The organism is Flavobacterium sp. RHBU_24 (genome assembly GCF_046613695.1).
Taxonomy (GTDB): domain Bacteria; phylum Bacteroidota; class Bacteroidia; order Flavobacteriales; family Flavobacteriaceae; genus Flavobacterium.
In genome coordinates this window covers 1-19,419 of sequence record NZ_JBKJHD010000007.1, presented here as the reverse complement: position 1 = coordinate 19,419, position 19,419 = coordinate 1, and the positions used below count along the sequence as shown (strand labels likewise).

The following is a 19,419-nucleotide window of genomic DNA, read 5'->3' as shown; positions in this document are numbered from 1 at the left end:
CTTTTTAAGTGAAACCCATAAATTTCACAGCATGACCCTACTTACCGATTTTTATAAATACCAGGCGCAAACCTCGCCACACCCCCTTGGCATCGCCATTTCGCATGCAGAGGGCAGCTATATATATGACGTAGACAACAAACCCTACCTCGACTTTGTGGCGGGGGTATCGGCCACCAGCCTCGGCCATAAACATCCGAGGGTTAACCAGGCCATTAAAGACCAGCTGGATAAATACAGCCATGTAATGGTGTACGGCGAGTATGCGCAGCACCCGGCTACCGAATTTTGCCGCCTGCTGGCAGCACACCTTCCGCCGGAGCTAAACAAGACCTACCTCGTAAACAGCGGTACCGAAGCTACCGAAGGCGCCCTTAAGCTTGCACGCAGGGTTACCGGCCGCAGCCAGCTTATATCGTGCCACTACGCCTACCATGGCAATACTATGGGCAGTATGAGCGTTATGGGTTATGAGGAGCGCAAGCAAATTTTCCGCCCGCTGGTGCCCGATGTAGATTTTATAACATTTAACAACGAATATGACCTGCAAAAGATAACCACAAAAACGGCAGGCATCATCCTTGAAACCATACAGGGCGGCGCGGGCTTCATACAGCCGCACAACGATTTTTTAAAAAAAGTGCGCCGGCGTTGCGACGAAGTAGGCGCAATAATGATACTCGATGAAATACAGCCCGGCTTTGGCCGCACAGGCAAATTGTTCGGGTTTCAAAACTATGATATGGTTCCTGACGTAATTGTAATGGGCAAAGGCATGGGCGGTGGTATGCCTGTGGGTGCTTTTACGGCTAACGAGCATAAAATGGACCTGCTGAGCCACGACCCTAAACTGGGGCACATAACTACCTTTGGCGGGCATCCGGTAATAGCTGCTGCATGTTTAGCCACGTTACAGGAAATAACGGAGACTGACATAATGGCACAGGCGTTGGAAAAAGAAAAACTCTTCCGCAGCCTGCTGGTGCACCCCCTGATTACAGAGGTGCGCGGGATAGGCCTGATGCTTGCCGCCATGACCGAAAGTGCTGATATTACTAACAAAGTAATTTTAAAATGCCATGAAAGGGGGCTTATTTTATTCTGGCTGCTGTTTGAGGGCAAAGCCATACGCATCACCCCTCCCCTAACCGTTTCGGAAGCTGAAATAATAGAGGGATGTGGCATTATTATTGACGTTATGAATGAAGTGCTTAATGAGCAAAACAATTAACCGGCGCGGCAGGAACGCTGAAACCTGAGCAATGAACGACTTAACAGTAACTGTTTTGTTAATTAAATTGTTTAAAAGATATTTAAGTAATTTCCTTTTTAGGTAAACATTTTGTAAATTTAAGAAGGATAATTTTAAACAACAGAGTATGAATTTGAGTCACGAGGAAGAAGATCGCAGTTTATCTTTATCAAAGTTTGAATCTATGTTAAAAACAAACAAAGTGTTCTTCTTTGATTCCGAAGAGTTTGAAGACATCATCCTTCATTACCTTGACAGTGGAAAAATTAATTTAGCTAAAAAGGCCTTAAAACTCGGCCTGGAACAACACCCCAGGTCTACAGGTTTAAAATTAGTACAGGTTGAGATTTTAGTTTTTGATGATAAGCTCGATATGGCCGAGCGGTTACTCAACGACCTTTATGCCATAGAACCTACAAACGAAGAAATTTACATCCAGAAAGCAAATATTTACAGCAAGCGCGACCAGCACGACAAGGCTGTAGAACTACTGGAAATTGCCCTTAAGTATACTGATGATTTTGCCGATGTATACTCGCTGCTGGGCATGGAATACCTGTTTATGGACAATCTTGAAAAGGCAAAGGAAAACTTTATCAAATGCCTGGAAGAAGATGACGAAGACCACTCTGCGCTATATAACGTGGTGTATTGCTTTGACTTCCTTGACCAGAACCTTGAGGCAATAGATTTTCTAAACGACTTTATTGAGAAAAATCCGTATAGCGAAGTGGCCTGGCACCAGCTGGGCAGGCAGTATTATGCCATTAAGGAATATGAACAGGCGCTGCGTGCGTTTGATTATGCCACACTTATAGACGACAGCTTCCTGGGTGCATTCCTGGAAATGGCAAAAACCCTTGAAAAGCTAAAACGCTATCAGGATGCCATTAACTGCTACAACACCACTATGGAACTTGATGACCCTACCTCATTCGCGCTGTTGCGCGTGGGCAAGTGTTATGAAAAACTCGGCAACCGCGAAAAAGCGCTGAAATATTACCTTAAAACCGTACACGAAGACCCCTTGCTTGATAAAGCATGGATAGCGATAACCGACTTTTACATCCGCCTTAAGAATTACCAGAAAGCGCTGTATTACGTTAATAAAGCCATAGGTATAGATAATGAAAATAAGCTGTACTGGAAGCGCTACGCGACCATAAACAACGCGCTTAACTTTTATGAGGAAGCCGAAGAAGGCTACCGCAAGGCTGTAGAATTTGGCGATTACCAGCTTGATACCTGGCTGTTCTGGATAGACACACTGCAACAGCTTGGCGAATTTGAAACCGCTATTGCTACGTTGCTCCAGGCAGCGGAGTATTATAGCGAAGAGTATGAGGTAGAATACCGCCTTGCCGCTCTTTACCTGCGCCAGCAGGAAGACGATAAAGGCATTTTTCACCTTAACAACGGGCTGCGGCTTAACTACAGGCACCATACGCTGCTGGAAGAGTATTTCCCTGATGTTTTTGCCATGCAAATCGTTAAGGACGAAATGAAAAAATACAGGAAACGTTAAGTTGCCAAATAATTTTTATATTTACCCTGCCCGTAACGGCGGGGTTTTTATTTACAGGTTTTTTACAGCGATGCAACAACACAACTAAACATACTATTTTGAAACCTAAAACCTTTGGCCTGGTGGGCCGTAACATAAGCTACTCGTTTTCGGCGGGATATTTTAAAAAGAAGTTTGAAAAGCTGGGGCTGGATAGTTATACCTACCGCAATTTTGATATTGACGATATTGATGAACTGCCTTACCTCATTAAAAACACCAAGAACCTTGTAGGGCTTAACGTTACTATTCCCTATAAGGAGGAGGTGCTGCCGCTCATAGCCAAGCTGTCTAAAAATGCAAAAGCTATAGGTGCGGTAAACACTATTGTAATAACCAAAAAAGGGAGGCTAAAAGGCTATAATACTGATTATTTTGGGTTCAAAAAATCACTCAAGCCATTGCTTAAAAAGCGCCATAAAAAAGCGCTGATACTGGGCACGGGTGGTGCGGCTAAGGCGGTGGCATTTGCACTACGCAAGCTAAAGATAGAATATGACTTTGTTTCCCGCTCCGGTAATGAAGAGTATTATGGCTATGACGACCTGGATAAGCATGTTTTTGAAGACTACCTTATCGTTATAAATACCACTCCTACCGGCACATTCCCTAATGTAGAGGAATGCCCGCCGCTGGATTATACGCTGTTTACCAAGAAACACATAGCCTACGATTTGGTCTACAATCCTGAAGAAACGCGGTTTTTGCGCGAAGCAAAAGCCAGGGGCGCTAAAACCAGTAATGGCTACAAAATGCTGGTATACCAGGCCGAGCGCGCCTGGAAAATATGGAATCCTTAATTGATAATTTCCCGAAAAACATTTTTTGAAGTCATTGTTACCCACTTACAACACTCCATAGTAACGCTTAGGATTTTTTGCCTTTAGCGTTCTTGCTCAGGTATTTTTTGTAGCTAAAGTAAGCAAAGCCTGCTAGTACACATACGCTAAATGCCATAATGTAAAACTGCGTGGGCGTGCGCCTTTCACCGCTTGCATAACTGTGCAGGCCGGTAAGGTAAAAGTTAACCCCAAAGTATGTCATCAGTATAGAAAAATAAGCCAGTACGCTAAAAAAGTTATAGATCCAGGCATTGCGCAGCGCCGGTACAAAACGCATGTGTATTACAAAGGCATATACCATAATACTAATTAATGCCCAGGTTTCCTTGGGATCCCAGCCCCAGTAGCGGCCCCAGCTTTCGTTAGCCCATTGCCCCCCAAGGAAGTTACCTATACTAAGCAGTACAAGCCCCACGGTTAAGGCCATTTCGTTTATATAAGTAAGCTCCTTAATGCTAAGGTCAAGTTTTATTTTATTTTTATCGTTTGCAAAGAGCATCAGTATCAATGCTACAAGGCCTAATATCATTGCAAGCGTAAACGGCCCGTAGCTGGCTACAATAACCGCTACGTGAATCATAAGCCAGTAGGAGTTAAGAACCGGTTGCAGGTTGGCAATTTCAGGGTCCGTCCAGTTGCCCTGTGCCACCATAAGCACAATGCTGGTAACGAATGCCGAAGAAGCCACAACAAGTTCTGACCTGCGGTTGATAAACTCCCTTATAGCCTTTATTTTAGATAATGGTTTTACCAAAATAGCCGGTGTAAAACCTGAACCTAAACCAAAGCCGAAAAGCATTGTAGCCCATGCCACGTAGATGATAGACTCGTAGGCATTACTCCAGGGGGCATGGCCCGATATGTACCAGCGTGCTATAAGTGTTATTGTATGCGTTATGAAGAGCAGCCATATTATGCTCTCAAATATGTTTAAAGTAACCTTTATGCTTTTACGGTCGTAAAATATCCTGATGATGGCAAAGAGCAGCATTAAAATACCCGCCAAGGCGTAATAAGAATATAGCTTTTTAAATACGTCATACTTATTGTACAGTAGTTCTGCATTAATTTTGTCTTCAGACGGCATTACGGCACTGCCCATTTTCCTTTGATACATGGTAATGTCACGCAGAATGCCGTCAGGTAATTTGTAATTACCTGAAACTACGGCTTCGCCTAACGAGCCAATGTAATAGGGAACAATATTACGGATGGTATCCAGGCCTTTATAAGTACCCTGCGAAGCCTCCGGAAATGATACCCATTTACTACCTTTATCATTAGGAACAGGAAGTATCCTTAATATTTCGCCCGATAGCGCCCAGTTAAGCAAATTGATGCGCTTATCAAGTTCAATAAAATCTTTGTCAAACTTATTGGGTTCCCTCGCGGCATAGGCGGTTTCTAAAACTTTGCCCAGCCTGTAGCTTCCCTGGTTATCAAAAAAATCGGCCATTGCGGCATATTCTACATCTTTATCAAGCCCTGCAATGGCGCGGATGCTGTCGTTGCCTCTTGCAAGGTAAATAACGGGCACATCATACCACATCCTGTTAAAGAGCTGCATCGATAAAAACGTCTGGTCGGCATTCATGCCATGGTATGTATCGCTTTTACTCACTTTACGCAGCAATTCAGACGAAAATGTATTGGCAGGCTTCATCCTTCCGCCCGCATCCTGTATAATGATACGTCCAAATTTTTCGGCATGGGCTTCGCTTACTTTATATTTATTGAACAGCGAGTCTATCTGCTTTTGCGTAGGCCGCACGTGCTGCACGTGCTCATGTTCGGGTTCCTGTTCATGGTCGTGCTCGTGGTCATGCTGCGCAAAGCCGTTAAAACCTGCAAAAAGAATGAGAAGCATGGTTAGCGCCTTTTTCTTTTCCGCTATTTTATCCAGCTTTTTCTTCAGGTCGCCAAAGCGTGTATTTTTGTCTAATAAAATTGCCATAAGGCCAAAGTAGAGTAAAAAATATCCGGCATACGAAATCCACGTACCCCAAAAATCGTGGTTTACCGATAATTTAGTCCCCATTTCATCAGGGTCAAAACCCGACTGGAAAAACCGGTAACCGTCATAGTCAAGTACATGGTTCATATAAATACGGGCATCAAATTTCTCTTTTTTGCTGCTGTTATCAACGGTTACTTTACTCTCAAACGACGCGTAGCTCTTCTCTGTACCGGGATATTTTTCGGCAATAAAATCGTTTAGTTTCATTGAAAATGGCAGCTCATAGGTTTTGCTGCCATACATTAACGTAAAATCGAGCTTACCAATGGTAACCGAAACCGGCACGCCTATTTTTTGCCTCCCACCCAATAGTGTTACTTCTTTTTCTTCGCCCTGGCTTTTTACGGTAAGTACGAGCGCGTTATCATCCTTAGTCTTAAAATCGCCGTTCGATTTAAAAACCTGTTTGCCTTTAAGAGCGGGCTCGGGCAGTACAAACATTGCCCCGCCCAGCCTGTACAGAGAGCGAAACATTAATGGCTGCACGCTGTCCTGCGCCACACGGCCCTGCATCTGGTCGGCCATGCGCATAAAACTGCCTTCAAAAGGAGCAGCAAGGGTATAATTTTCACCTTCTTTATTAATGTTAATGGCACCAGCGGTAGGCTTGTTAAACGCAAAAAGTATGTTGTTGATGTTTTGCACTTCGCCTTCCTTTAAAAAGTGGTCATGGCGTGTTCCCATGCTTTGCTCTACCAGCTTTATATATTGGATGCCTTTTGGGTCTGGTACTACTGTATCCTTAGCCCCGAGTATAAACTCCTTATATTCAATTTCAAAAGGAATGTTATTAAAATCTTTTGAAAGCGAAAAATTGTTATTAGCCAGCAACGGAAACTCTTTACTGCTCATAAGGAGTGGCTTTTCAAACGTACGCCTGCGGGTTTCGCCCTGGTATTCGCCATCAACCATAACGGTTAAAAATGCCTTGTCGCTGTAAAAATGGCTCTCAGTAGCGCCTTCGCGTATGGGCATCATGCCTTCATAGCTTATATAACGGGTTATAAATGCGCCTAAAATTATAAGTATAAATGAAAGGTGTAGTGTAAGTGTAGCCCATTTTTCCTTTTTATGCAGTCCGTACCTTTTTATGTTGCCAAAAAAATTGAGCATAAAAACAAGCATTATGGCCTCAAACCACCATGCGTTATATATAAAAACACGTGCTGTTTCGGTATTATAGGCATCTTCAATAAATGTCCCTATACCCATTGCGGCGGCAAATGCAATAAACAGTGCGGCCATTAAACGTGTAGAGGAAAAAAAGGATATAATTTTATACATGATAGCTTTTAGAAAGTTTGTTAAAAAACTTCTGCAAAAGTACTCAAAACTTCAGTTTTGATAACCCTTTATTGCTTAAAATTAAATCAAACGAGTTGTTAATGCAGTTTTATTATTACATATAAGTTAGGTATATTTGGCACACCATTTCATAATGAAAAAATCAACTTAAATTAATGAGAATACAAAAATTGCTTTTTGTCTTTGGCCTCACAGGCTTTGTGGCGCTGGCTCAGGAGGTAGAACCTAACAACCAGCCTAAATTTGATGATGCTTACTACAGCCGGGGCAATACCTACCGCGCGGCAAGCGGTGTTCCCGGCCCGGAATACTGGCAAAACCATGCCGATTATGTTATTGAAGCCGAGCTTGATGATGTAGCTAACACCATTAAGGGTAAAGTAACCATGACCTATATTAACAACAGCCCGCAAAACCTTGATTATATATGGATGTATGTAGAGCAAAACCGCTTTACTGACGATTCACGGGGTACGCTAACCACCCCAATACGGGGCAACCGTTACAGTGGCGATACCGATGGCGGATTGAAAATATCAGGCGTAAGTGCAAAGACTAAAGGCAGCGCAAGCAATAAGTTCCTTATAAACGATACCCGCATGCAGGTGTTCTTTACCGAACCCTTAAAAGCTAAGGGCGGAAAAGCTACTGTGAGCATGAATTTTGAGTTTAAAATTCCGCGTGAAGGCATGGACCGTATGGGACAGCTTACCACTACAGGCGGCATTACCTACTCGATAGCACAATGGTACCCCCGCGTGGCGGTATATGATGATGTAGTTGGGTGGAATACCGAACCTTACCTGGGGGCAGGTGAGTTTTATGTAGAATATGGCGACTTTGATTACAGGATAACCGTGCCCTATAACCATATTGTGGTGGGTTCCGGTGAACTGCAAAATGCAAAAGAGGTACTTACAAAGCAGGAGCTGCAACGCTGGGAACAGGCAAAAAACAGCGATAAAACAGTGTACCTGATTACCCCGCAGGAAGCAGGCAACACGGCCATAACCCGCCCTGTGCAGGGCGGCAGGCTAACCTGGCATTTTAAAATGAAGAACACCCGCGACGTGGCGTTTGCATCGGCTAAAAACTTTATATGGGATGCAGCCCGGATTAATTTGCCAGGCGGTAAAAAAGCCATGGCGCAATCGGCTTATACATCAGAGGTTGCCGGTAACGAGGCCTGGGGCCGCAGCACCGAATATGTAAAGGGCAGTATAGAATTTTACTCTAAAACCTATTTTGAATTCCCCTACCCTAACGCGGTAAACGTTGCCAGCAATGTAGGCGGTATGGAATATCCCGGCATTGTATTTTGTGGCGCCAACAGCACCGGTGCCGACCTTTGGGATGTAACTGACCATGAGTTTGGCCACAACTGGTTCCCTATGATAGTGGGCAGCAACGAGCGCCGCTATGCCTGGATGGACGAAGGCTTTAACACCTTTATAAATTACTACAGTTCTGAGGCATTTAATAATACCGAATACCCAAGTAACATAGCAAAAAGCCGCAACCACATTCCGTGGCTGAAAAGCAAATACCGCGAAAGTATTTATACCTACCCAGATGTGGCTAAATCGATGAACCTGGGGTATACAGCCTATTATAAACCGGCAACGGGGCTTATCATGCTGCGCGAATACATATTGGGCCATGATCGTTTTGATTACGCCTTTAAGCAATACATTCAAAAATGGGCCTATAAGCACCCGCAGCCCAGCGACTTTTTTAACGCCATGGATAACGGGGCCGGCGAAAACCTGCAATGGTTCTGGAAAGGCTGGTTTATGGGCACCGATAACATTGACCTGGGTATTAGCTCGGTTTCTGAAGAAAAGGATGGTTATATTATAACCTTTACCAATAAAGGTGGCATGCCTGCCCCTATTGTATTTAAAGTGGTGTATGATGACAACACCAGCGAAAACCACAGACTGCCGGTAGAGATATGGCAGCGTGGCAACGAGTGGAGGCATTTTATGAAAACTTCCAAAAAAATAAAATCCCTTGATATCGACCCCGGACGGTTTATTCCGGATATAAACATTACCGATAACACCTGGACAAAGGAATAGTTATAAATAAAGGAGGCAGTTTGTAATGAACTGCCTCCTTTTTTATTTCTAAATGATATTATTCCATTAACAAATTTAAACTATTAACAATAATAGCATTAGCCATCCTTGATTAATTGCAGTAAAAATTCATAGTGCTTTCATAATCGCTACTATACGGAGTAACAAGTAATACAGAACCTCCCCCCGGAGCAGCCACATAACGGCGGGTAATATTATTATAAGTACCCCGCTGTACCGTTGGAAATCCATCAGTATCATATTCATACGAATAGTTAATATTTGTGGTATCGCTGGTACCGTAGCGATGCGCTATAATTTCAATGTTTTTCAGCATCTTCTTTTCATAAGCCGTTTCCTGTGCAAAAAACAATTGGTAATTAATACGGTTAGGAATATATTGCAACGATTGCTGATTTGAAAGGTTTGATAAAAATAGCAACCCCAATGGTCCATCAAAGTACGAATTAATCCTGTTTTCCTTATCCAGTAAATAAGTATACTTATAATCTGCATAATAGTACTCATGCGAATCGACATCATAAAGGTTATGAACTGATTTTTGTACTAAATTTCCATTCATATACTGGTAAAAACTTGTTACATCTGCCCCGGTGTCTTCTTTATGGGTTGTAATGCTTGTCAAAATATTGCTATCATAATTTGCGGCAGTATATGCAACCAAAGCCCCCCCGCTATTAAACTCTGACTGTCCCTTTAATTTCCCGTCAGAATAATATTCTATCTCATAGTACAACTCCAGTTGGTTATCTACAGATTTAGAAACTTTAACAGCATTACCCTGGCTATTGTATTCTATCGTATACACTGTAATTACTGGTGCCGCCGCAGGAGCGGCAATGTTATATTCTTTGGTAGTTATTTCTATTGGTTTATCCTGTGCATTATATACTATATCACTTGTATCGCCTCCAAAAGATATTTTTTCAGGCCTCATTTTGCATTCAAGTGTATTTACATCAGGATTATGTTCATTATCGTCGTTGCAGGAAAAGCATACCACCAAAATCAGTGCTGTGCATGCAACTTGTCTAAACTGAGGTTGATTACTTTTTTTCATTCGCCCTGCAAAGTTTGACGCAAGATACTGAAGAACTTTTTTCATATTATTTTTATAAATTTAAATTGTAAAATTCTTCAGGTGGCTTTTTGATAACACAACGATGTAAACAAATGTTATGTTAGCCCCAGTAATTTATGCGCATGCTCCCTAACTTCCTCTAACAGTTCAGGGTTTTTGTTAAGTTCCTGACCAAAAGAAGGTATCATAGTACGCAGTTTTTGCTGCCACTCGTCACTTTGCATCTGCTCAGGGTAGCAGCGGCTCATAACATCAAGCATTATGGATACCGCTGTACTTGCACCCGGCGAAGCCCCTAAAAGCACTGCCAGCGAACCATCGGCGCTATTAATAACCTCGGTGCCAAACTCAAGCTTACCGCCCTGTTTCTCATCTTTTTTAATAACCTGCACACGCTGCCCCGCGCTCTCAAGCACCCAGTCTTTCATTTGGGCTTCGGGCATATATTCTTTAAGCGCTTCAAGCCTGTCTTCCGGGCTTTGGGTTACCTGCTGTATAAGGTATTTGGTAAGCGGTATATTATGCCAGCCTGCCGCCAGCATAGGGCGTATATTATTGGGCCGGATGGAGGTAAACAAATCTGAATACGAGCCCTCTTTAAGGAACTTGGTGCTAAAGCCGGCATAAGGGCCAAAAAGAAGTTCTTTTTTTCCGTTTATCATTCGGGTATCTACGTGCGGAACAGACATGGGCGGTGCCCCTACCGATGCCTTACCATATACTTTAGCGTTGTGTTTTTGTATAATTTCCGGGTTAGTACACCTAAGCCACTGCCCGCTCACCGGGAATCCGCCAAAGCCTTCGCCCTCCGGTATGCCCGATTTTTCAAGCAGGTGCAATGATCCGCCACCGGCGCCTATAAATATAAACTTGCCGTAAACGCGTATTTTATCCCCGGTTTCAAGGTCTTTAATTTTAAGTTTCCACTTTGGCCACTTGCCGCTGCGGCGCATGTTAGTAATTTCTTTGCCAAAAAAGAGATTTACGCCCGGCTGTGAGCCCAGCCATTTAAACATATCGCGGGTAAGTTCACCAAAGTTTACATCGGTACCTATAGCCATGTTAGTTGCCGCTATAGGCTCACCGGGTTTGCGGCCTTCCATAACCAGGGGCATCCAACTGCGTATGGTTTCCGGGTCTTCAGAATAGTCCATGCCTTTAAAAAGCGGAAATTGTGTAAGCGCCTCATACCTTTTTTTAAGGTAGCTTACATTTTCTGCACCCCATACAAAACTCATGTGCGGAATACTTTTTACAAAATCTTCCGGTTTGCTCAGCAGTTTTTTTTCTATAAGGTAGGCCCAGAACTGTTTGCTCTGTTCAAACCATTCGGCAATTTTTACCGCCTTAGAAGTATCGATAGAACCATCCTTAAGCTGGGGGGTATAATTAAGTTCGCAAAACGCAGAATGGCCTGTACCTGCATTGTTCCAGGCATCGCTGCTTTCGGCTGCGGCCACATCAAGCCTTTCATAAATATTTATTTTTACTTCGGGCATCAGCTCTTTTAAGAACACGCCTAAGGTTGCGCTCATTATCCCGGCGCCTATAAGAACCACATCCGGCTCCTGGTTTATATCGGTAGACATCTGCTAAATTTTTGAGAACACAAATTTACCTTGAAATAACCAAATATTATTATAAAAGCAATATGTATGTTGTAAAAAATTCACTTTTGTGAAAATGAAAAAAATAATTACTATTTTTTTCGGGATAAATAATCCTGCAGTAATATTGTTGCCGAAATTTCATCAACCAGTGCCTTGTTTTGGCGCTGTTTTTTTTTCATGCCGTTATCTATCATACTTTGAAAAGCCATTTTGCTTGTAAAACGCTCGTCTACCCTTTCCACTTCCATTTCAGGAAATACCTCCATAAATTTTTGCGTAAAAGCGGCTATAAGCGGTGCGCTCTGGCTGGCAGTGCCGTCCATCTGCTTAGGTTCGCCTATTAGTACTTTTTCTACGCTTTCTTTACTAAAATACTCCTGCAAAAATTTAATTAGTGTGCCGGTCTCTACCGTAGTAAGGCCTGAGGCTATAAGTTGCAGTTCATCGGTTACGGCAATACCCGTGCGTTTTGCACCATAGTCTATAGAAAGTACTCTTGGCATAGGTTTTTTTTAGCAATATGGTTAAAAACAAAAGTAAGTTTTACCGCCGGATAATTTTAGGATGAGACGCTATATTTTACTAAAGTCTTCTACACACTTCTTAGCATACAGCTTAGTGATATTAAAAATACGTTTTTTAGCTTCAGTATCTTTTTGAAGGGCATTATCAGTAATAAATTTAGCGGCTACCGCTTCAAACTCTCCCTGTAAATCGTTTATAAAAGACTCAAGCTTACCACCCCCGGCAGAGAGGTAGAGGGTGCTGTTAAAATTTTTATGGAATTTATTTTTTACGTCGACACAGGCTTTCTCCAGCTGCCGCTCTAATTCATTATAATCAAAATCCATTATACCCTAAATAGTTTAGTTTCTGCCGCAAATTAAAGAAACATCCTACAGTAGTAGTTTACAAAATTCAACTTAAATTTAATAAAATTTTTCGGACTTAACTTACACCAAAGGCGTTTTAGCATACTCTTCAACACATTTTTTAGCGTGTGTTTTTGCTATCTGCCTTATGCGCCTTAACGCTTCAGGGTCCTGAACAAGGTTATTAGTATTAATAAATGCTGCCTCAGCCTTTTCAAACGCATGCTTAATGAGGTCTAAAAACGCTTCAAGCCTTCCGGGGCCGCCGCTGTGATAGTCGCTCTTATATATTTGGGCAAGGTCTTTTATTACATCTCCGCACGAACATTCAAAATCACTTTCTATTACCGAATAATCTACCATTTTACTCCCTTTTTAAATTTTAACAAATACAGTGCAATGTACAAACTTTTTGTAAACGAATTTATACGAATTTTATGTGGTGTAAAAAGTAAAAAAAGGTATTGAGTGTTATATGATAAGAATAGAACATTGAATATATTGTCCAAAAAAAAAGCCCTCAAATTACTTTGAAGGCTTAAAAATAAGGGTGGAATACCGGGCTCGAACCGGCGACCTCTAGAACCACAATGTAAGTACCGCGCTTCTCCCGTTATGACTGCAGCCTTAAAATCAACAACTTATATTTTATGTAGCCTTCATTTTTTTATTAATATGCTGTTTTTTTATTCCTTGCCGTATTGTCGGCAATATTATTATGTGAATGCCTGTATTTACTAAGCTTCCCGCTGATTTTCATTTAAAAATTTCAGGGCCATTTCCCTAAGTGCTTTGTCATTCTTAAGTTGCATTGCCATGCCCAGGGCAGCATCTGTAATCCAGCCAGGCAATGAATAATCAACCTCCATTGGCCCACGCCCATAGAGCAGCCAGTTAATATTGAGGTTAGGAAACGCAGCTGCAATTTTATCCAGGACATCAATACCCAGCCTACGCCCTTTAACGGTTTGCACTATGGTGCCATACACAAAGCCATGCTCCTCGCAAAATACTGTAAGCTTATCATAACCTTTACTCCGTATAAAAAAATCAAGCCTCCCTCCTACTGTGTCCATTATGATTTCATTTTCTTTTTTACAGGAACCTTAGATTTAGTTGCAACCACCTTTGGAGCAATACAGTTCATGTATCCGCAATAAATTTCGCCGTCCCGTTCATCCAAATTGTCATCAAAATCATCCAGACGATAATCTGTTATATGGTATTTTTTAAGTTTAGCAACATCATCTTGTGAGAGCGGGAAAAAAACGTGGTGACTATACTGTCCATCCGAAAATTCTTCAATCTCAACTTTTACATTTGGCTTCACGATTCTTTTATTTTCTGTAAGCAAAATGATTACGCCTTTTTCATTAAGATTATAAGATGAAGCCCAAACCGTAATTGACATGTATACGGTATTCTTTAACCTGACAAATTGCACTGATCTTAAGTCGCTGGAATAAGTTCTCGTAACCCCATCACATTTATCTTTTACTGAATAAACATCTTTACAATAATTGTAATCAGTACTGTCAATTGTGTCTTGACTGTATGATATTGAACTCAACCCAAGCAAGTAACATAGTATTAATCTGAACATCGGTTGCTTGGTTTTATTGGTTATTATAAATTCAAAATATCTCTAATCTTCTGTTTCACATCTCCATCATCAAGGTACCGCAGCAGCATTGCTTTGCCAGGATCTTCCGGCATGTAAAGCTTAATCGGTTCTTCAACTTTGTGAACTTTACCGTACTCATTTTTGGGTAATAACATTTGGCCATTCCCAAAAAAGAGCCAACTCAGGCTTAAATCAGGGAACTCTTCTCCTATTTTTTTAAGCGTTATGCCTCCAATCGCACGTGAACCCCCTATCATTTCACCCACAGCACCTCCTTTAACACCAATTTTGTTACCAAATTCGGTGTTATTAAACCCTTGACTATCAATAAACTGCTTTAAACGATTTCCAATATCACTCATTTCTATGAAACTTTTACACTCTTTTTTGTGACCATGCACTTTTTTGAGTATATTTATGGAGTTGTGAAACATTCACAAATATAAACTATTTAAGTTAACTGTAAATAGCAAAATACTATGATCCTAGCAGATGAAAGAGAAAAGTTTAAAAGCAAGATTGGAAGCCATTATATAGCGGTGGTTTCTGGTAAGCTACAAGAGCGGGGTATCTTGGGCCGGAAAAACAAACCCTATGGAAAAACATTCATTTCAATGGTTGTACATGGTGACCGTGAAAATGCCGCAATCGAAGATGTAGTGCGTGGCATTCTCTTGGGGTCTGAAGAAATTCAAGAAACAAAAAAACCGGAAGCTGTAACTCCCGGTTCTGCACATATTTAATCCCTTATGATATAAATAAATGGTAAGCAAATCTACAAAAAAAAACCACACCGGCAACACCGCCCCCCAATTGCAGGGATTTTTCCCGGCGATTATAATACCGAGCTTATTGCCGACCGCCGCACGCAAACCCTGCACGTGTACACCAACGGCAGGCGCATTGCCTTCGCAGACCTCCACGGCGACATTACAGTACACTTTTACGAGCGCATGCTCAAAGATGAAGTAGCCATGGAAGCCCTGCGCCACATGGAGTACCAGGACGCGCTCGAGCGCTTTGTATACTGCCTCTATGGCGCGGCAGACAGCACGCCGGATATAAACGATATGGGTGCCATAGGCCCGGCCGAGAACTTTAACTGCGGCATCACCGGGTGCAACTGCAGCACATGGCCAAGCAAAAAATATCCATAAACGGCGCAGCACTGACCCCTAGGGAAGTTGAAACCGTAAAACACCTGGCCAGCGACAAGCCGGACAAGCAAATAGCGCACGAAATGGGGATATCTACACATACCCTGGTGCAGCATAAAGCCAATGTGTACCGCAAGGCTGATGTGCAAAGCCGCCCCGGCCTTATAACCAAAGCATTTAACCAAAGCATTTAACCAAAACATCATACAGCCATGAAACAACACGAATTTGACCAGGTGATTGACGTAGACACAATCACGGTTATAGACCCCGAAATTTTATAGTTATGACACCTGAGATGGACATCCTTTTTAAAGTGCTGGTTGCCGGCGGCATCATGGCATTTTTAAGCCTGCTTTACCACATTCGGCTGCGCGCAAAGGCTAACAGCATTTTTGAAGCATACTTTCAGGAGAAGCAGGCGTGGCTTTCGCTTACGGAATTCCTTGCCTGCGGAGTTGGGGCGCTTTGCCTGAGCTTGATTTGAGTTTTAAGTTTTTTTAATTAATACGTTTTGGGTTAGGGCGCAAGCCCTGGCGGGTGGGTTGGCCCCAATGGTAGGGCGCCGGTTTGAACAGGGCCGGAGGCGCGGGTTCGACCCCCGTACCCATCGCAATATTTAACCTTGTAAGGCATGAACAAAGCACATGAAATAGCGAAATGGAAGCGCCTGCGCGAAGCCGCCGCAATGACTAAGGCCGTTGCCCTGCAACAATATGAAACAGCTGCACGCCTCGAAAGTGAAGCAGACACGGCCCTCGCGGAGTTGGGAGCTCCAAAAGGGCCGCGCCGAAAGGTGAAGCACGAATTATCAGATGCCGAAAAGCTGCGCCTCACGGCCAGTATGACAAAAGGCGCAACACGCCAGGAAGCAAATGCGTAACAAAATAGTGCTGGCCCGGCATAATGGGTGGTTGGTTGGTTGTTGCCCCTGTGTGAGTCAACAGGGGCAATTTTTTAAAAAGAAACTTTTTGATTTTCGGTTCCGAAACCCCGCCCACTTATGAAGTATTTGGCTGGGGCAAAAAATCAGACGATGGCTGGGAAAGCCTTTCGTTTTTCATTCCCCATAATGAAGTTCCTGAAGGCCTGCAGGAACGGTTCGCAGACTTATGTACTGAAGCCAGGATAGGCAATACATCTATTTGTGAACCGTATCATAAGAACCAAAAGTTCTTTTGCATAGGATGGTACTAATGTTATGCCGGCAGTTAAATCAGACAACAGGCTGCACGCCGAAATAAACCTGAATTATATCATCCGGGTTTATGAATACCGCGACACAATTACCGTAACCGAAGACGGAAAAACTAAAAAGGAGAATCGGTACTGGCCTAAAAACAGTATCTGCAAAAACACTTTCTAAGTACATAAAAGATGAAAAAAAGAAAATAAGCCTTTTTAACGCAGTTTTAGACACCGGGAGGAACCTGTATACCAAACTGGAGCGAAACCGCTTTAAATTTGAATTTCTCTCAAAATAAGGCAACGTATTTACTGGGGTTATCTGTAAACCCCTGATTTTACTGATTTTTATAGAATAATAATCCCTTAATTTATAATTTTATGGGCAATTACAACCGCGCCGGATTCCGGCATTAAACAGCAGCTGAACGCGCTATTAAAAGGCGCAAAAATCCATTTTATGGATGATGCACAAAAAAGCATAAAAATTAATTACTATTCTGAATTGTCAAACGAGCAATTACAGGCGCTGATGAAAATTGGCGAAATGACGATGAAACGGTCGGGCACAGGCCTGGTCATTTCACTAAAGGTTTCTTAGCCGTAAGCCCCGCGATTGCGGGGCTTATTGATTATAATTACTTTGCTTAAAAGTACTTGTATAATTTTTGCCTCCTCTCATGCTTGTAAATTCCCTGCCCATGCGTGTAAATTCCCTGCTCGTAACATTTTTTTATTCTGGACTTTAATTCCCTAGTAATTTTAATGGAGAAAACAAAAAAAGCTAGCAAATTTTATTTTCAAGATTGTTTCTGATTAATTTCTAATAACAAAACCTGCATGTGTTTACATGATTCATAAAACGTTGTTTTACTGAGTATTAATTAGAAAATACAAGAGTGGAGCAGAACCCACTAAAAAAACGAACTGTTTCGCACAGTAAAAAGCGAAGGCGTAATCTGAAAAGCCTTATGAGTAGGAGAAATAAATTATAGAAATCATGAACAAACCGAGACGAACTTTTAAATTAAGTGGCATGATTGCCCCTGAAGATCAATTCCACCAGTTCACTACGACCTCCCCTGGTAATACAACTCCTGATGAGCATTATTTGGCTCCTACGACGATTCCTGTGCAAATAATTTCCCCTCCTGGAATAGGTACTATTGGGGTTCCGCAGTATTCATCGACGGTAAATGGACCTTCGTCATTTTATGATCCGGCGGGAGACTGCGAAGGTAATTTCATGTCCAGCCGTTTTCAACCGAATAACAATTGCTACGCTTATGCCTGCAATATCGCCTCGAACACCTTTCCGCAACCGGGTAGAAAAAGTGGTTATCTTCTTACACCTGCAAATATGGTAGGTACTGTCGCATCTGTTGGTGCTACTGTAAGTTCATATGCGGAGAAGGACGGTCTTATTTTGGTAGGTACGACCATGGAGGAGGTCCGTGCATTTACGCCGCCTAGCAACACTGAACCGGGCCACTTCGTTGCTCTAATGATTTCCCCTGCCGGCGATGCAAATTGGCAAGGTGATTACCATTGGGCGCGTTGTAGCAATTCTTTCACAGGTTGCGACGAATGGTCACAGAAAGATGGTAGTGACCAGATTACAAACTTCGACTTTGCTGGCAATTTCATAACCGATCCTTCAATCGCAAACTGGACTGTCAACCAGGGGCCAGTAAGTAATACGGATGTAAGTGATATGATTACAGTTTATAGTTTTTATTGCTTCATGTATGCCAGCAATCCCAGTACTACTAGCGTCGTGAATATCATTTAATATATTTACGATAAGCTGAGTTCCATTAATATGTTGCAGAAAAAGGCAATTTTGTTTAATTATTTAAAAATCTTAATTTAAATAGTTAACCTAATTGCCTTTTAATTCGTTTGAGAAATCAGTAAAATTTCATACACTCCTACTTCATTATCCAATTCGTTAAAATACTATTAGTGGTATTTTATAACCCAAAATAATCACGACACAATAAATCACGAAAATAATAGTTAACACATGTATTATATATTTTAACATGTATTTATAATTCATTTAGTACTTTCGCTTAATAACGCCCTCACTATATGTCTGCTCCACTCCTTGCACGTTCCTCTGAACTGCCCACAATTTGCGGCATACAGTTGGCTTTCACAGGCAGGATGATTCCTTCAGATATTCCTGGCTGCCAGGAATTTTACAACACACTTCCTGAAGATACTGACTTTACTGATGCTTATTTTGGCCGCGGCTCCGTCGCCTTTAGCGAAGGCTCCGAAGAAAGTAGCTCCGGTACATCCTACCGCCAGCAGCTGCGCATTACGTTCCCCGGTTCAGACAGCGCACGTGCCGACCGCCTGGCGTTCTTCCAAAAAGCAAAATTTGTAAAAATACTACTGTCAAACAGCCTGCATATTGTCATTGGCAGGAATGACTTTGAGCAGAATGCCCGCCCTAAAATAAAAACAGAGACCGACCACCGCACCGCCACCGTAACGTTTGAAACCTTATCTGTATTTCCATCAGGCTACACCCCTGCGCCGGGCGGCCTTCCCTCGCTTATTCCCATTGATTTAAATAACGATGACTAATGCCGGACGAAAATTTAACCATTTTAGAGCCCTTACAAGCCTATGCCGATAAGGTAGACGACCCCGCCAGGCTTGCCCAGATCTAAACGTATGGACCGCAGCATTACGCGGATGCCGAATTTTTAAACCTGCTGCGGGAAGGCCTTGTCGAAGTATTGGAAAACGGCGGCTGTAGTGCTGGTACGGTTGACCAGGATAATATTTTTATAT

23 protein-coding genes and 1 tRNA gene are annotated in these 19,419 nt (G+C 42.4%); 15 read left to right on the top strand and 9 right to left on the bottom strand.

The window, feature by feature from the left end:
• The first annotated feature begins 31 nt into the window (after positions 1–31).
• The 3 genes from ACLI09_RS08705 to ACLI09_RS08695 all read left to right on the top strand — a co-directional run bounded on the left by ACLI09_RS08705 (position 32) and on the right by ACLI09_RS08695 (position 3,616).
• On the top strand, positions 32–1,231 hold the full coding sequence (locus ACLI09_RS08705) for an aspartate aminotransferase family protein (RefSeq protein ID WP_411419220.1): 1,200 nt from the start codon (positions 32–34) through the stop codon (positions 1,229–1,231).
• A gap of 148 nt (positions 1,232–1,379) precedes the next feature.
• Positions 1,380–2,777, top strand: coding sequence for a tetratricopeptide repeat protein (locus ACLI09_RS08700; protein WP_411419219.1), 1,398 nt, complete (start codon positions 1,380–1,382; stop codon positions 2,775–2,777).
• Positions 2,778–2,875: 98 nt separating this feature from the next.
• Positions 2,876–3,616 carry a shikimate dehydrogenase family protein gene (locus ACLI09_RS08695; RefSeq protein WP_411419218.1) on the top strand — a complete coding sequence of 247 codons (741 nt, stop codon included), beginning with the start codon at positions 2,876–2,878 and terminating at the stop codon, positions 3,614–3,616.
• Positions 3,617–3,683: 67 nt separating this feature from the next.
• Here ACLI09_RS08695 and ccsA read toward each other — a convergent pair whose 3' ends face one another.
• On the bottom strand, positions 3,684–6,962 hold the full coding sequence (ccsA, locus tag ACLI09_RS08690) for a cytochrome c biogenesis protein CcsA (RefSeq protein ID WP_411419372.1): 3,279 nt from the start codon (positions 6,960–6,962) through the stop codon (positions 3,684–3,686).
• Positions 6,963–7,135: 173 nt separating this feature from the next.
• Between ccsA and ACLI09_RS08685 the strand changes: the two genes are divergently transcribed.
• Positions 7,136–9,061 carry a M1 family metallopeptidase gene (locus ACLI09_RS08685; protein WP_411419217.1) on the top strand — a complete coding sequence of 642 codons (1,926 nt, stop codon included), beginning with the start codon at positions 7,136–7,138 and terminating at the stop codon, positions 9,059–9,061.
• A 112-nt stretch (positions 9,062–9,173) separates the two neighbouring features.
• On the opposite strand, the gene ACLI09_RS08680 is transcribed toward ACLI09_RS08685, so the two are convergent.
• The 8 genes from ACLI09_RS08680 to ACLI09_RS08645 all read right to left on the bottom strand — a co-directional run bounded on the left by ACLI09_RS08680 (position 9,174) and on the right by ACLI09_RS08645 (position 14,631).
• Positions 9,174–10,019 (bottom strand): hypothetical protein, encoded by an 846-nt coding sequence (locus tag ACLI09_RS08680; RefSeq protein WP_411419216.1) that lies wholly within the window; start codon positions 10,017–10,019, stop codon positions 9,174–9,176.
• Between the two features lie 239 nt (positions 10,020–10,258).
• A complete protein-coding gene (locus ACLI09_RS08675) occupies positions 10,259–11,752 on the bottom strand; it encodes a malate:quinone oxidoreductase (RefSeq protein ID WP_411419215.1) in 1,494 nt (497 codons plus the stop codon).
• 110 nt (positions 11,753–11,862) lie between these two features.
• Entirely contained in the window at positions 11,863–12,276 is a 414-nt protein-coding gene (ruvX, locus tag ACLI09_RS08670; protein WP_411419214.1) for a Holliday junction resolvase RuvX, read from the bottom strand.
• Between the two features lie 69 nt (positions 12,277–12,345).
• Positions 12,346–12,624 carry a hypothetical protein gene (locus ACLI09_RS08665; protein ID WP_411419213.1) on the bottom strand — a complete coding sequence of 93 codons (279 nt, stop codon included), beginning with the start codon at positions 12,622–12,624 and terminating at the stop codon, positions 12,346–12,348.
• Positions 12,625–12,726: 102 nt separating this feature from the next.
• Positions 12,727–13,008 carry a hypothetical protein gene (locus ACLI09_RS08660; RefSeq protein ID WP_411419212.1) on the bottom strand — a complete coding sequence of 94 codons (282 nt, stop codon included), beginning with the start codon at positions 13,006–13,008 and terminating at the stop codon, positions 12,727–12,729.
• A gap of 374 nt (positions 13,009–13,382) precedes the next feature.
• On the bottom strand, positions 13,383–13,721 hold the full coding sequence (locus tag ACLI09_RS08655) for a hypothetical protein (RefSeq protein WP_411419211.1): 339 nt from the start codon (positions 13,719–13,721) through the stop codon (positions 13,383–13,385).
• Positions 13,721–14,248, bottom strand: coding sequence for a hypothetical protein (locus ACLI09_RS08650; protein WP_411419210.1), 528 nt, complete (start codon positions 14,246–14,248; stop codon positions 13,721–13,723). The genes ACLI09_RS08655 and ACLI09_RS08650 overlap by 1 nt, the downstream gene beginning before the upstream one ends.
• 23 nt (positions 14,249–14,271) lie before the next feature.
• On the bottom strand, positions 14,272–14,631 hold the full coding sequence (locus tag ACLI09_RS08645) for a hypothetical protein (protein ID WP_411419209.1): 360 nt from the start codon (positions 14,629–14,631) through the stop codon (positions 14,272–14,274).
• 117 nt (positions 14,632–14,748) lie between these two features.
• On the opposite strand from ACLI09_RS08645, the gene ACLI09_RS08640 reads away from it, so the two are divergent.
• From ACLI09_RS08640 to ACLI09_RS08590, 11 genes are all read left to right on the top strand, one after another.
• Positions 14,749–15,012, top strand: a complete 264-nt coding sequence (locus ACLI09_RS08640) for a hypothetical protein (protein WP_411419208.1) — start codon at positions 14,749–14,751, stop codon at positions 15,010–15,012.
• A gap of 138 nt (positions 15,013–15,150) precedes the next feature.
• Complete coding sequence (locus tag ACLI09_RS08635; RefSeq protein WP_411419207.1) at positions 15,151–15,426, top strand: hypothetical protein; 276 nt, start codon at positions 15,151–15,153, stop codon at positions 15,424–15,426.
• Complete coding sequence (locus ACLI09_RS08630) at positions 15,402–15,620, top strand: helix-turn-helix transcriptional regulator (protein ID WP_411419206.1); 219 nt, start codon at positions 15,402–15,404, stop codon at positions 15,618–15,620. The genes ACLI09_RS08635 and ACLI09_RS08630 overlap by 25 nt, the downstream gene beginning before the upstream one ends.
• 92 nt (positions 15,621–15,712) lie before the next feature.
• Positions 15,713–15,913, top strand: coding sequence for a hypothetical protein (locus ACLI09_RS08625; RefSeq protein WP_411419205.1), 201 nt, complete (start codon positions 15,713–15,715; stop codon positions 15,911–15,913).
• Between the two features lie 52 nt (positions 15,914–15,965).
• Positions 15,966–16,039: transfer RNA gene (locus ACLI09_RS08620), tRNA-OTHER, on the top strand.
• 21 nt (positions 16,040–16,060) lie between these two features.
• Positions 16,061–16,309, top strand: coding sequence for a hypothetical protein (locus ACLI09_RS08615; protein WP_411419204.1), 249 nt, complete (start codon positions 16,061–16,063; stop codon positions 16,307–16,309).
• Positions 16,310–16,398: 89 nt separating this feature from the next.
• Positions 16,399–16,623, top strand: coding sequence for a hypothetical protein (locus tag ACLI09_RS08610; protein ID WP_411419203.1), 225 nt, complete (start codon positions 16,399–16,401; stop codon positions 16,621–16,623).
• A 4-nt stretch (positions 16,624–16,627) separates the two neighbouring features.
• A complete protein-coding gene (locus ACLI09_RS08605) occupies positions 16,628–16,792 on the top strand; it encodes a hypothetical protein (protein ID WP_411419202.1) in 165 nt (54 codons plus the stop codon).
• Positions 16,793–17,071: 279 nt separating this feature from the next.
• Positions 17,072–17,212 carry a hypothetical protein gene (locus ACLI09_RS08600; RefSeq protein ID WP_411419201.1) on the top strand — a complete coding sequence of 47 codons (141 nt, stop codon included), beginning with the start codon at positions 17,072–17,074 and terminating at the stop codon, positions 17,210–17,212.
• A 399-nt stretch (positions 17,213–17,611) separates the two neighbouring features.
• On the top strand, positions 17,612–18,403 hold the full coding sequence (locus tag ACLI09_RS08595; RefSeq protein ID WP_411419200.1) for a hypothetical protein: 792 nt from the start codon (positions 17,612–17,614) through the stop codon (positions 18,401–18,403).
• Between the two features lie 302 nt (positions 18,404–18,705).
• The gene (locus ACLI09_RS08590) at positions 18,706–19,209 is read left to right on the top strand and encodes a hypothetical protein (protein ID WP_411419199.1); all 504 of its coding nucleotides are present in this window, start codon (positions 18,706–18,708) and stop codon (positions 19,207–19,209) included.
• Positions 19,210–19,419 lie beyond the last annotated feature (210 nt).